Below are 12,886 nucleotides of genomic sequence, written 5' to 3'. Positions count from 1 at the left end.
TTCGCTCCGCAAGACGTGTGCGACTCATGTCGAGTCAGGCGGGCGCAGCGGACGCCCGAATCGAGGTCGGATACGACGCCGCGGTGTACGAGCGTCTTCGGGAGGGAGACGCGAACCCCGACGCCGTCCTTCGCGTCGTCTGTGGCGGCCGAGAGGTCGCCTGCGGACGCGACGGCCTCCACTGGCACTGTACGCAGTTGGTCCGTGCGTTGGAACCGCTCCTCGAAGGCGAACCCGCCACCGTCGAGTTCTACGAGGACGACAAACGATACCACCTCCTCCCCGACGGGGACGCGGTTCGGTTTCGATACGGACAGAAAGACGGATCGGACGACGAGTTCGCCGTGGATATCGCCATCGACCGAACGACGTTCGTGACGGAACTGCTCCGCACCGTCGAAACGTTCTGCGACGTGGTCGTCGGTGCGAACCCCGAACTGGCCGACGAAGTGGCCGAAATACGCGAGCAGGCCGGAAACGCCCGCGTCGTCGCCGCCGGATTCGACGAGTGGGGCCTTCCGGTTCGACTCCTCGACACCGTCCCCGAGACGGCACACGACGGAACGGTGTACACCCAGACGGTCGTTCTCGCCACCGGAAACGCCCGGTTCGGCGCGTTCGACGGCGACACGCTCACCGAAGATGGATCGCGCGACGCGCTCGCCGCCGCTCGCGTGTGGCTCTCCGGGCCCGAAGTTGTCGCTCGTGGTGAGAGCGTCGGCTTCCACGTAGATCCGAACCCCGACGCGCTCGTCTGGTACGACCACACGTTCTCGGGCGAAGTCATAGATATCGTTGACCTTCCGTCCTCGGTCCGGACACCGTCGGACTGCAACCCCGACCAGTACGCTCTCTTGCACCTCGGAGTGGGAACCGTTGCGTTCGACCCCGCTGAGGTGGGTGACGTTGTCGAAAGGGACGACAACGGCGGTGATGTCGAAAACGACACCGACAGCGACTCCAGAGAAGGGAGCAACGAAAGTGGCGTCGCCGTCGGTGACAAACTGCGCCTCCGAGCGACGCGCGTCCACCTGAGCGACGTTGTCGTCACCGACGCGCCGTCGATGGCCGACCGCTCCGAAAGCCACCTCAAAGACGCGCTGTCGGACCCTTCACTCCGCGCCGCGGCCGCGACCGAACTCGCCCGGCGCGATGCGGACGGAGCCACCGAAACGATCACCGACTGCCTGCGAACGGATCCGCCGGTTTCGGACCGCCGCGCACTCGTCCACGCACTGGACGTACTCGCAGACGACGTGGCTGTCCCGGCACTCGTCGAACGACTGGATGACACCAACCCGGACGTTCGCCGTGCCGCCGCCGTCGCTCTCGCAACCGTCGGTGACCCCGACTCGTTGGACCCGCTTCTCTCCGCCGTGCGCACTGAACCGGACGCCGCGACACGTCGTGCTATCGCGCGGGCGGCCCGCGACATTGACCCGACGAGCGCGCTTGATCACTTCGCCAGTCTCGTTCGCACCGACACCGAGCCAGAAGTACGCGAAAGCGTCGTTCGCGTTCTCAGCGGTACCGGCGGCGTCCACGCTGAGGGCCTCGTCGTCGAAGCCGTAGATGATCCGAACCCAGATGTCGCCTGTGAGGCGATTTCGGCGGTCCGGTGGTTCACCGACGAACGGCCCGTCGGTGGCCTCCTCCGCCGTCTCACGGACGACGACCCGGGGGTTCGAGTCGCCGCTGCGGACGCGTTCATCGAACTCGGCGCACGGGCCGCCCACTACCACGACGGCGACGAACTGAGTGCTGAAACCAGAACGCGTGTGGTTCGCGCGCTTCTCGACCGTCTGGACGACGAAAACGTCCCCGTCCGTGAAACGGCGATGGAAGCGCTCGGGTCGCAAGCCCACCCAGAATCGGTGATGCCGCTCTGTGCGGCCTACGACGAGGACGAGGCGTGTCGGTCAAGCGCAATCGACGCGCTCGGACGCATCGATGACCCGCGTGCAATTCCCACCGTTGTCGCCGCACTGGACGATACCGAAGCGAGTGTCCGACGGCGTGCGTGCCGCGCCTGCGCCCGTCTCGGGACGAGTGCGGGCGTCCGTCGTCTCTGTCATCTCGCCGAGAACGACCCCCAACTGGCCGTCCGCGTGGAAGCCGTCGATGCCCTCGGACACGTCGGTGACGGCAGAGAAACCGTGTTCGACACGCTCGAAACGGCCCTCGATGCCGACGACGCCGACCTTCGCTGGGAGGCGGTGACGGCGCTCGGACGACTTGACCACCCGCGCGCGAGATTTCTCCTCCGGCGGGCGGCCGAGGACGACCCGGACGAATCGGTACGAGACCGGGCACGCAGTCGGTTGGAATGACGGACGCACGTCCGTTGGAGAACGGATCTACAGCCGCTGGAATGACGGATCCGTGTCCGTTGGAATGACGAGCGCGTACCGATTGAATTGACCGACGTACACACAGCGAGTCAGTCAGCCGCGGCGACTCGCTCGCGCCGTTCGATGACTTTTCGCACCCGCAGCACCGACGGACGAGTAATGAATGATGAGGCGGTAGACGACGTGCGAGACGGCGGGAAACTGGCGTACGCCGATCCTGACAACCCGTATCTCACCGATCCGGACACCGACTTCGAACCGGTCGAATCGCTCTCGGCCGAAGCGGCCGAACGTGAGGCGCGTCTCCTCCGCGAGGCCGTCCGCGAGCACGACCACCGATACTACGTCGCGGCCGATCCGCTCGTTGCCGACCGGACCTACGACGCCCTGTTCAACCGCCTACAGGAACTCGAAGACGCGTTCGACCTCGATGACGAGTCGAGTCCGACCCGCCGCGTCGGCGGCGAACCGCTGGACGAACTCGACACCGTCGAACACGTCGCGCCGATGCTCTCTATCGACCAGTCTGTCGAAGCGGCTGACGTGCGTGACTTCGACCGCCGAGTGCGCGAAGCGGTGGGCGAGGTTCGCTACGTCTGCGAACCGAAGTTCGACGGTCTCTCGGTCGAAGTCGTCTACGAAGACGGCGAGTACGTTCGCGCGGCCACGCGCGGTGACGGCGAACGCGGCGACGACGTAACGGCGCAAGTCCGAACGATTCGCTCGATTCCGCTCAGACTTCGCGGCGACTACCCTGACTTCCTCACGGTCCGCGGGGAGGTGTACATGCCGCGCGACGCCTTCCAAGAATTGAATCGGGAGCGAATCGAGGCGGATGAGGAGCCGTTCGCCAACCCGCGGAACGCCGCCGTTGGCACCCTCCGGCAGTTGGACCCGTCCGTGACCGCGGACCGACCGCTGGACTGTTTCTTCTACGACGTTCTCGACGCCAGCGACGTCCCCGAGACGCAGACGGCGACGCTGTCTCGACTGGATTCGTGGGGGCTTCGGACGAACGACCGAGTCGAGTCGGTCGCAGACATCGACGGCGCGATAGCGTACCGTGACGAGTTGATGGCCGCGCGCGAGGATCTGAACTACGAAATAGACGGCACCGTCATCAAAGTGGACCGCCGCGACCAACGCGAGCAACTGGGTGAGACGAGTCGGTCGGTCAGATGGGCGTTCGCGTACAAGTTCCCCGCACGGTCGGAAGTGACGACGATGACCGACGTGGTGGTGCAGGTGGGTCGGACCGGCCGTCTCACGCCCGTCGCTCTGCTCGACCCCGTGGACGTGGGCGGCGTCACGGTCTCGCGGGCGTCGCTGCACAACCCCGAGGAAATCGAACGGTTGGGAGTGAACATCGGCGACGAGGTGCGTATCAAGCGTGCGGGCGACGTGATACCGGATGTAGAAGAAGTCGTCGAGAAGCACTCCGAAGGAACGTTTGACTTCCCCGAGGAATGTCCCGTCTGTGGCAGTCCGGTCAACCGTGAGGGGCCACTCGCGTACTGTACCGGTGGTCTGACCTGCGAGGCGCAACTGGTTCGCGCCGTTGACCACTACGCGATGCGCGGCGCACTCGACATCGAAGGACTCGGTGGCGAACGTGTCGAGCAGTTGGTTGACGAAGGTCTCATCGAAGGCTTACCGGATCTCTACCGTCTCGAACGCGACGAACTGTCGGAACTGGAGGGGTGGGGAAAGACGAGTGCGGACAACCTCGTGACGGAGATAGAAGCGACGAAGTCGCCCGAACTGTCGTCGTTCCTCGTCGGTCTCGGAATCCCCGAAGTCGGCGGTTCGACGGCGCGTAACCTCGCTCGCGCGTTCGGCAGTCTCGACGCCGTGATGGACGCCTCCGTAGAGGAGTTAGAGGAAGTCGAAGACGTGGGACCGACCGTCGCCGAGAAGATTCGTGAGTTCTTCGACACCGAGAGCAACCGCAAGGCCATCGCGGAGATGCGTTCGCTCGGCGTCGAACCCGAAACAGCGGAGACGGCGGGCGGCGACGAACTCGACGGACTGACGTTCGTCTTCACCGGGTCGCTGGCGGTGACGCGCGGGGACGCACAGGAGCTAGTGCAGGCTCACGGTGCGAACGCAACGTCCAGCGTCTCGGGGAACACCGACTACCTCGTCATCGGCGACAACCCCGGGCAGTCAAAACGCGACGATGCCGCGGCGAACGACGTACCGGTACTCGATGAAGACGAGTTTGCGGAGTTGCTGGCTGAGAAAGGAATCGAATATCCGCCCGAGTAAGTTGACGGCACACGGCCGTCGGGAGCCGTTCAGAGGTCCTGCTTCTGGAAGACGTAGTAGCCGACGACGACGGGCACGACAATCCACGCGAGGAGGATTGCCATCATGGCTGCGCCCGAGAGATACGGTGGGATACCCTGTTTGAGGACGGGTTCGATAACCAACGTCTCACCCGTCGTTGCGCCGAGCAAGCGGCCACGGGCCGCACCGTAGTACACCTGCGCCGACAGCGTCTCGTACGTCCGAAGCGGGTTCAGGTACTTCAGGAACAGCCCGATTTTTACCCGGGTGACGTTTTCGAGCGCACCCATCCCGGCCTGTTCGGCCACGTAGTTGAGCAGTTTCGGGATGCCCTCGGCAATCGGCTTCCAAAGGATGCCGAAGATGAGGTACAGCCCCAACGTCGCCAACGTCGCCTCGCGGTTCGTGTCGGCAACGGCGGAGATGCCGAGGCCGATAGAGACGAACGCGAAGGCGAGAAGCACCGTTAGCGCGATCATCGGCACGAACGACCCGTAGCTGATGCCCGTTCCCGTGGCGACCATCGCGACGAACGCCGCGAGGAAGCCCGCCAAGAGGGCAACGATCACGACGGCACCGCGGCCGAGGAGCTTTCCGACGATCAGGTCCCGACGCGAGTTCGGAAGCGACAGGGAGAGTTTCATCGTTCCCGTCTCACGTTCCTCAGTTATCGACCCGTAGGACGTAGAGAGGGCGATAAAGCCGAGGATGAGCGCAAGCAGACCTGGGAACGAGAGACTGAAGATGCCGAGGTCGAGGAAGAACCCGAACAAGTTCGAGGCATCTTTGAATCTGTCAGGATAGATAAGTCCGAACGCCAGCAGTGCTGCACCGCCGACGAACAGGACAAAGAAGACCGTTGCACCGTGGAGCCACCGCGAGCGAATCGAGTCGTCGAACTCCTTACGGGCGACCGCTTGCCACGTCATGCGCTCACCTCCTGCTCGGTGTTCGTTTCATCGACTGTGCTATCCTCGTCTCCGCCAGTTTCGTGTCCGGTATACGAGAGGAACAGGTCTTCGAGCGACGCTTCGCGCGTCTCGAAGTCGGCCACACCGAGACCTTGCGACTCCAGTTCAGCGATGACGGCCGTCTTGGCATCGCCCGCACAGGAAACGATGAGTTTGTCGTCCCCGTCCTCGACAGTGACGGAGTGAACGCCGTCGAGTGCGGTGACGGCATCGGTGTCTACTGTCGTCACGTCGCCGGCAACACGGACGTTGAGCGTCGAGTCGGCGTTGGACTTCTCGCGCAGACTGTCGATGGTATCGACGGCGACGAGTTCGCCGTCGCGCAGAATGCCGACGCGGTCACAGACGGCTTCGACCTGTTCTAAGATATGACTGGAGAAGAACACCGTCGTGCCGCGTTCGGCCTCTTCGACGACGATGTCGCGCATCTCTTTTGCACCCGCAGGATCGAGTCCGCTGGAGGGTTCATCGAGGATGAGCAGATCAGGATCACCGATGAGAGCCATCGCTAGCGCAAGACGCTGGCGCATCCCCTTCGAGTACCCTCCTGCCTTCCGGTCTGCGGCGGCGGCCAAGCCGACGCGGTCGAGGACGGCATCTACCTTCTCTTCGCCCACTGATTCCTCGGATTCCATTGTTTCCCCCTCCGATTCCGTCGTCGCCGCAGCTGCCATCTCCACACCCTTCGATGAGGCGGCGAATTCGACGTGTTCTCGTCCGGTGAGTCGCTCGTACACGTCGAATCCTTCAGGAAGCACACCGGTTCGAGCACGGACATCGACGCTCTGGTCGTTAGCGTCAAAGCCGAGGACGCTGATCGTTCCTTCTGTCGGTCGAACGAAGTCGAGGAGCATGTTGATCGTCGTCGATTTCCCCGCTCCGTTCGGACCGAGGAAACCGAACACTTCGCCTTCCTCAACCGTCAGCGAGAGGTCCCTGACTGCGGTAACACCCTTGGAACCGTCTGCACCCCGAATGGAGTCGAGAAGGTGTGATACTCTCCCCCCCTCCTCGAACCGTTTTGTCACCCTGTCGAGTTCGATGGCGGCCATGGGCGAGGGTAGTCAGGTTTCGGGATAAAGTGTTTGGTGCAAAAATCAAGCTTGAGATTGGGACTGGTCGAACTACCAAATGTCTCTGTGTACCGATGCTCGTAGTGAACTACCCTACCCTACTCGCTCACGGCTGACGCCGTTCGCTCCTTGAGGGTAGGGCTTCCTGCTTCCACGACGCGCTTTGCAGATACAGGCGTATCCACAGGGAGCGCAGTCTCCACAGGCGTTGATTCGGAGTGTCCCACTCCTACATCTTGTAGACCGCGAGAAAGGATGTTCCATGCCGCGTTCGCGTCCCTGTCCGCCTCAAACCCGCAGGCGGGACAGGAGTGTTCACGTACCCACAACGGCTTGTCGGTCGAAACGCCGCACGACGCGCACTCTTTGGTCGTCCCTCTCGGGTTGACCGCCACGAAGTGCGTTCCTTCACGCTCGCACTTGTATTCGAGCAACGAGAGGAACGTTCGCCACGCGGCAGACGCAGTGTTGCGGCTGTTCGACGGACTTTCCATCATCCCCTTCACGTTCAGGTCTTCGACCGCTACGAGGTCGTATTCCCGAGCGTAGTACGCCGAGAGCTTGTGGAGAAAGTCGCGGCGCTTCCGTCGGAGGTCGGCGTGACACTCCGCGACCCGACGCCGTTGCTTCTCGTAGTTGTTCGACCCGTGCTGTTTGCGCGAGAGCTTCCGTTGCTCGCGCTCCAAGCGGTCGCGTTCGTCTGAGAGGTCGAGCGACCCGACCGCCGCGCCGTCGGTGTCGTGGGCGTACTTGAGAATCCCAACGTCGATACCGACGCACTTCTCGGGGTTCTCAGGCGGTTCGGGTGGTTCACGGTCCATTTGGACGCCGAAGGTGGCGAACCACTCGTCCGTCTGTTCCTTCTTGACTGTGACCTGTTTGAGCTTCGCGTCGTCGGGGATGGCGCGGTGGAGCCGAATCGGTATGTCCGCGAGTTTCGAGAGTGACAGCACAGTCTGACCGCCCTTCTTGTCGAGCTTGAAGCCAGACTGGCTGTACGTGAAACTGCGGAACTCTCGTGGCGGCTTCCATTTGAGTTGGCCGACGCTGTAGCCGTTCTCCTTGAGCTTGGAGAGGCCTTTGAGGTTGTCGAACAGCCGTTCTACGACGGTTTGGAGAACCTTCGAGTACACGTCTGAGAGGTCGTCCCACCACTCCTTGAGGTCGGGGAGTTCCGACCGCAGGGAGGTCATGGACGGCAGTTCTCTGTGTTCGTCTTGGTACTCGTTGAGACGGTAGAGCGTGTGGTTGTAAAGTTGCCTACAAATGTCTCGGTGGCGGTCCAACTCCTCACGGTTGGCGTCGGACGGCTTGAGGCGGTACTTGTAGGCGTAGTACATTCTACTCGCGTTGGTCCTCTACGTACTGTTTCAGCACATCCAGCGACACCTGCCCCGTCGAGATGAGGCAATACGAGTCGTTCCAGAACGAGTCGCCCCACAGTTCGGTCTTGAGTTCGTCCGCGTACTCGTTGCGGATACGGCGGGCGGTCGCGCCCTTGGCCGTGTTGATGAACTTCACGAGGTCTGTGGTTGGCTTCGCTCGGAACAGGATGTGTACGTGGTCGTCCTCGCCGTCGAAGTTCGTCAGTTCGACACCGTAGTTGTCCGTGAACCCGCTGATGACCTCGTGAATGAATTGGGTTCGCTCCTCGGTTAGCACTCCGCGCCGATACTTCGTGGTGAGTATCAGGTGGTAGTGCAGGGAATACGTCGAGTGCGCTCCCGAGTCGAGGTCGTACTCCATTGGGTTCGGCCAATACTATACAACCCTACTGAAAAAACGTTATGATTGCGTGGGCCTGTGGGCCTGCCACCGAATCGTGTATGAGAACTGTGCGGCGCTGTATCCCCTCCCTGCTCGCGCCTCCCGTTCGGTCGGCGCTCGCTGAGGAAGGGGGCTTAGCGCCTCAATTCAGCTAACGGGGTACAACCATCCCGAACCGATGACTCCGATTCGGACTACAGTTCGTCGTCCGGGTCGTACTCCGCCCGAACACGCTCTACCTCGGCACGGTAGCGTTCTCGCGTCTGGTCGTCTGCTACGGGGTCGAGATTTGCGGTGGAAACATCCGTCGCGGCGGTCGCCTCAGCGCCACGTTGGCGCATAATCGTCGCCGAAATCTGCTTGCGACGGACGCGGCTACCGTCCGGCGTCGCGTACACGAGATCGATGAGGTCGCGGTCGGTGTACGTACGTTCGACTAACCAACAGCGAACTGTTTCCTCCGCGTCGGTGTCAGCGTCGCCCATACGATCACGTCACTCAGCGGACGTTTGTACCTACCGGCGTACGGTTTTGGTATTGATACATTGACATTTACTCGGGAAAACGTTAATTGTGTTGGGAAGAGTTGTCACGGTGGGATGGGGAGGGAAGCCATGGACACACTGTACGAACTGTTATCGTCCGAACGTCGAAGAGATGTACTTATAACGCTTACCAGTGCTGAACGCCCGCTTGCCCGTGACGAACTCGCGCGGCGAATTGTCGTTCGCCGGCAGCGTCTGCTGCGTGCTGACGTTCCAAATCATCCAAAGACGAAAAAAGTAGAGATATCGCTCGGTCACGTCCACCTTCCGAAGCTCGAAAACGGCGGACTGATCGACCAGACCAAAGACGGTCGATACGACGTGACGTTGTTGGGACAGGATGTCGAACGCGCCGCACGTGCATTCAAGAAGGCTCTCAACGGCGACGACACGAATCGACTCGACGGCAGCGGTACCAATCAGTTCATCGACAACAAAACGTGGCAGTCTGGTAAAAGCTCGCAACTGTCGATTAATCGCCGAAGCGGCGTACCAGCGAACGACGTGGACGGCGACAACTGCTGACGTTTGTAGTTGGTGAGCTGTTTTCGATCGGTGCAGAACGGCGACGAGTGCGACGTAACGACAGATTCGTCGCACGTCAGTCTCAAGCCCGTCGGCGCGTTATTTGCGGGAGATGGATGCGAGCGACGTTCGTGAACGCGCGACCGACCTTCCGACAGACCCCGGGGTCTACCAGTTTCTCGACGGTGACACCGTCCTCTACGTCGGGAAGGCCGTGGATATCCGCGCCCGCGTCAGATCCTACGCCGACCCACGCGGCGAACGCATCCGCCAGATGGTCGAACGCGCGGGAGCCATCGACTTCGCCGTCACAGACACCGAGACGCAGGCGCTCCTCCTCGAAGCGAACCTCGTCAAGCGACATCAACCTCGGTACAACGTCCGCCTGAAAGACGACAAGTCCTACCCGCTGGTTCAACTCACGGATCATCCAGTGCCACGGATCGAGGTGACACGGGATCCCGAGGAGGGTGCGACGGTGTTCGGTCCGTACACGGACAAAGGGCGAGTCGAGACGGTCGTCAAGGCCCTCCGCGAGACGTACGGCGTTCGCGGCTGTTCGGATCACAAGTACGCCAACCGTGACCGGCCGTGTTTGGACTACGAGATGGGCCTCTGTACGGCTCCCTGTACCGGCGAGATTGCTGAATCTGACTACCGCGAAGACGTAGAATCTATCGTTCGGTTTTTCGAGGGCGAAACGGGCGTTCTCGCGGACCCGCTCCGTCGAACGATGGAAGAGGCGGCGCAGGCGGAGAACTTCGAACGGGCGGCGAACGCCCGCGACAAACTGGAAGCCGTCGAATCGTTCCACGGTGCAGGCGAGGAGGCAGTGACGTCGCAATCGGACGAACGGGCGGTAGACGTTCTCGGTGTCGCCATCGAGGGCGATGCAGCCACAGTGGCCCGCCTGCACAGCGAACGCGGCCAGCTCGTAGACCGATCCCGACACCGGCTCGATGCACCAGAAGGAGGTGAGCGATCCGCAGCCGTCCTCTCAGCATTCCTCACGCAGTACTACGCCGAGCGCGAGTTACCCGACGCGATTCTCCTCTCGGAACGCCCGGACGACGACGATGTGGTAGAGTGGTTGAACGTCGAGGGCGTGAGCGTTCGCGTTCCGGGTGCCGGCCGGGAAGCGAAACTTATCGATTTGGCGTTGAAGAACGCCCGCCGCGGCCCGACCAGAGACGACGGACTCGCCGTACTTGCAGAGCGACTCGACATCCCACGCCCGTCTCGTATCGAAGGATTCGACGTGAGTCACGCACAGGGGAAGGCCGTCGTCGGCAGCGACGTGTGCTTCGTGGACGGAAGTGCCGAGAAGGCAGACTACCGACGAAAGAAACTGCCCGAACGCAACGACGACTACGAGAATATGCGGGCATTGATTCGCTGGCGTGCCGAACGCGCCGTCGAAGGGCGAGACGACAGACCGGACCCCGATTTACTCCTCATCGACGGCGGCGACGGCCAACTCGGGGCGGCGAGAGACGCCCTCACAGAAGTTGGGTGGGACGTGCCAGCCATCGCGTTGGCAAAAGACGAGGAGTTGGTCATCACGCCGGACGGTGTATACGACTGGCCCTCGGACGCGCCGCATCTGCACGTTCTGCAACGCGTCCGTGATGAGGCACACCGCTTTGCTGTCCAGTACCACCAGACGCTCCGCGACGACGTTCGGACCGTCCTCGACGACGTGCCAGGCGTCGGTGAGAAGACACGGCGTGCCCTGTTACGACGGTTCGGAAGTGTCGAAAACGTGCGGGCGGCGACGACGGCGGACTTGACTGACGTGCCGGGCGTCGGTGAGAAGACAGCGACGGAACTCAAACAGCGACTGTCCGGCGGCGAATGAGCCGTATTCGGACTCATCGAAGCCATTCCAGATAGGTAGCGATATCGGACGTGACAAAAGATATTTAAAATAATCCTACAACTCTCTGACTGTAGCCCCCGCTCCAAGTTCCCCAAGCCCTCCATCGCTTGGTCGAAAAAGTGAGCTGTGGCTAAATTAATCATGAAACGACGACACAATTTACTGTTAGTCGCACTGGTTGTACTGAGTGCGATTCCCGCAGCGGCCGCCGTTCCGGCTGTTGACAGCGGGAATACAGCGGCCGCCGCCGCGGAGAACACATCGGCGGCCGCCGCACAGGAGAAAACGAAAGCTAACTACACCCGACTGTTCATCGACGCCGAGGACAGTTACCGGGATGCCAAGCCCGGCGAGACCCTCGAATACACGGTCACCGTGAAAAACGGAGAAGAGGAGTCCGTCGAGGTCAACCCGCACCTGGTCACCACGCCGATGTCGGAGTACCCGATGGAGAAAAAGTGGGTCAGCATCGACGGTCCCTCCAGCATCGACGCCGGTGAGACGGCCAAGTACACCGTCAGCGTCGAGATTCCCGAGGACGTGGAAACAGCTGACTACCGCGGTCGCGTCGCGTTCACCGACGAGACGGTGACGTATCCGGGCCGTCCGGCTCGACCGATCCACTCGACCCACATCTCCGCCGATGTCTGGCGTGAACCGACGGTGAAGATTCTGTCCGACACCTACGTCAACGGCCAGGTCAAGGCCGGCGACAGCTTCACCCGCGAAGTCGTCATCGAGAACACCGGTGACAGCGCTGTCCCCCTGAGCCCGGAAGTGAAGACCGAGCGTCGTCACTGCAGAGGCCACTGCCCGAACAAACTGAACCCCTCGTGGATCGACATCGATAGTCCGAGCCAAGTCGCAGCCGGTGAGAAGGCGACCGTCTCGGTCACGGTTTCGCCGCCCGAGAACGCAGACCGCGGTCGCTACGACACTGAGATCAACCTGGGTCTGAAAGATCCGAACCGCGAGGAAGGCAATGATTACTGGCAGCGCATCGACGCGAACTTCGTCGTCTGGACGCAGCCCTCGGAGCCGTTCGAGACCAGCTTCCAGGTGAGTGACGAGACCGACAACCTGTCGCTGACGCTGATGCCGGAACGCTACAACGCAGATAACAGCGACGAAGTGAGCTTCGACGTGGAGTTCGTTTCGCCCGACGGTGAAGTCGTCAACGCCGAGCGCGTCCGTGTCACCGACAGCGGACACGTTGACCTCGGCGACCGTCGCTCTCCGCGTGCCTCTCAGCAAGACGGTGAATACGCCGTCCGAAGCGGTGGCCAAGAGTTCGTCTACCGCGTTGACGAACCGGCGGCCGGCGAGTGGACGCTCCGCGTCATGCCGGAGAACACCATGAGCTTCCAGTATGACCTGACGCGAGAGGAAGCGTCCGAGGAAGCGACCAACGAACCGGCCGACGAGACGGCCAACGAGACGAGCGACTAAGTCTCCGAGCCGAACTCAAATCGAATCGAATCCGAAC

Annotated in this window: 10 protein-coding genes; 5 read left to right on the top strand and 5 right to left on the bottom strand. The window is 62.0% G+C overall.

Features of this window, described 5'->3' with window-relative positions:
* Positions 1–26: 26 nt before the first annotated feature.
* Together HBOR_RS01160 and ligA are read left to right on the top strand one after the other, a co-directional pair.
* Positions 27–2,330, top strand: a complete 2,304-nt coding sequence (locus HBOR_RS01160) for a HEAT repeat domain-containing protein (protein ID WP_006055634.1) — start codon at positions 27–29, stop codon at positions 2,328–2,330.
* A 180-nt stretch (positions 2,331–2,510) separates the two neighbouring features.
* Complete coding sequence (gene ligA / locus HBOR_RS01155; protein ID WP_006055633.1) at positions 2,511–4,619, top strand: NAD-dependent DNA ligase LigA; 2,109 nt, start codon at positions 2,511–2,513, stop codon at positions 4,617–4,619.
* A 29-nt stretch (positions 4,620–4,648) separates the two neighbouring features.
* Here ligA and HBOR_RS01150 read toward each other — a convergent pair whose 3' ends face one another.
* The 5 genes from HBOR_RS01150 to HBOR_RS01130 all read right to left on the bottom strand — a co-directional run bounded on the left by HBOR_RS01150 (position 4,649) and on the right by HBOR_RS01130 (position 8,936).
* Positions 4,649–5,569: an ABC transporter permease gene (locus HBOR_RS01150; protein WP_006055632.1), complete on the bottom strand. Its 921-nt coding sequence runs from the start codon at positions 5,567–5,569 to the stop codon at positions 4,649–4,651.
* Entirely contained in the window at positions 5,566–6,663 is a 1,098-nt protein-coding gene (locus HBOR_RS01145) for an ABC transporter ATP-binding protein (RefSeq protein WP_006055631.1), read from the bottom strand. The genes HBOR_RS01150 and HBOR_RS01145 overlap by 4 nt, the downstream gene beginning before the upstream one ends.
* Positions 6,664–6,782: 119 nt before the next feature.
* Positions 6,783–8,024, bottom strand: coding sequence for an RNA-guided endonuclease InsQ/TnpB family protein (locus tag HBOR_RS01140; RefSeq protein ID WP_006055630.1), 1,242 nt, complete (start codon positions 8,022–8,024; stop codon positions 6,783–6,785).
* A 1-nt stretch (position 8,025) separates the two neighbouring features.
* Positions 8,026–8,430: an IS200/IS605-like element ISHbo4 family transposase gene (gene tnpA / locus HBOR_RS01135; protein ID WP_006055629.1), complete on the bottom strand. Its 405-nt coding sequence runs from the start codon at positions 8,428–8,430 to the stop codon at positions 8,026–8,028.
* A 215-nt stretch (positions 8,431–8,645) separates the two neighbouring features.
* The gene (locus tag HBOR_RS01130) at positions 8,646–8,936 is read right to left on the bottom strand and encodes a hypothetical protein (RefSeq protein WP_006055628.1); all 291 of its coding nucleotides are present in this window, start codon (positions 8,934–8,936) and stop codon (positions 8,646–8,648) included.
* 129 nt (positions 8,937–9,065) lie between these two features.
* Here HBOR_RS01130 and HBOR_RS01125 point away from each other — a divergent pair, with 129 nt between their 5' ends.
* From HBOR_RS01125 to HBOR_RS01115, 3 genes are all read left to right on the top strand, one after another.
* Positions 9,066–9,521 (top strand): DUF7344 domain-containing protein, encoded by a 456-nt coding sequence (locus HBOR_RS01125; RefSeq protein ID WP_006055627.1) that lies wholly within the window; start codon positions 9,066–9,068, stop codon positions 9,519–9,521.
* A gap of 112 nt (positions 9,522–9,633) precedes the next feature.
* Positions 9,634–11,379, top strand: coding sequence for an excinuclease ABC subunit C (locus HBOR_RS01120; protein WP_006055626.1), 1,746 nt, complete (start codon positions 9,634–9,636; stop codon positions 11,377–11,379).
* Positions 11,380–11,541: 162 nt separating this feature from the next.
* Positions 11,542–12,849, top strand: coding sequence for a COG1470 family protein (locus tag HBOR_RS01115; protein ID WP_006055625.1), 1,308 nt, complete (start codon positions 11,542–11,544; stop codon positions 12,847–12,849).
* Positions 12,850–12,886: the final 37 nt, after the last annotated feature.

Origin of the sequence: Halogeometricum borinquense DSM 11551 (genome assembly GCF_000172995.2) — an archaeon.
Taxonomy (GTDB): Archaea; Halobacteriota; Halobacteria; order Halobacteriales; family Haloferacaceae; genus Halogeometricum; species Halogeometricum borinquense.
Note: the sequence above shows the minus strand (reverse complement) of the source record. Positions and strands in the feature narration are given on the sequence as shown.

What these genes read in the sequence shown, in the direction of transcription:
- HBOR_RS01150 (WP_006055632.1), bottom strand. Translation starts at nt 5,569, where the DNA reads ATGACGTGGCAAGCGGTCGCCCGTAAGGAGTTCGACGACTCGATTCGC.
- HBOR_RS01115 (WP_006055625.1), top strand. Translation starts at nt 11,542, where the DNA reads ATGAAACGACGACACAATTTACTGTTAGTCGCACTGGTTGTACTGAGT.
- HBOR_RS01140 (WP_006055630.1), bottom strand. Translation starts at nt 8,024, where the DNA reads ATGTACTACGCCTACAAGTACCGCCTCAAGCCGTCCGACGCCAACCGT.
- HBOR_RS01160 (WP_006055634.1), top strand. Translation starts at nt 27, where the DNA reads ATGTCGAGTCAGGCGGGCGCAGCGGACGCCCGAATCGAGGTCGGATAC.
- HBOR_RS01125 (WP_006055627.1), top strand. Translation starts at nt 9,066, where the DNA reads ATGGACACACTGTACGAACTGTTATCGTCCGAACGTCGAAGAGATGTA.
- HBOR_RS01120 (WP_006055626.1), top strand. Translation starts at nt 9,634, where the DNA reads ATGGATGCGAGCGACGTTCGTGAACGCGCGACCGACCTTCCGACAGAC.
- ligA (WP_006055633.1), top strand. Translation starts at nt 2,511, where the DNA reads ATGAATGATGAGGCGGTAGACGACGTGCGAGACGGCGGGAAACTGGCG.
- HBOR_RS01145 (WP_006055631.1), bottom strand. Translation starts at nt 6,663, where the DNA reads ATGGCCGCCATCGAACTCGACAGGGTGACAAAACGGTTCGAGGAGGGG.
- tnpA (WP_006055629.1), bottom strand. Translation starts at nt 8,430, where the DNA reads ATGGAGTACGACCTCGACTCGGGAGCGCACTCGACGTATTCCCTGCAC.
- HBOR_RS01130 (WP_006055628.1), bottom strand. Translation starts at nt 8,936, where the DNA reads ATGGGCGACGCTGACACCGACGCGGAGGAAACAGTTCGCTGTTGGTTA.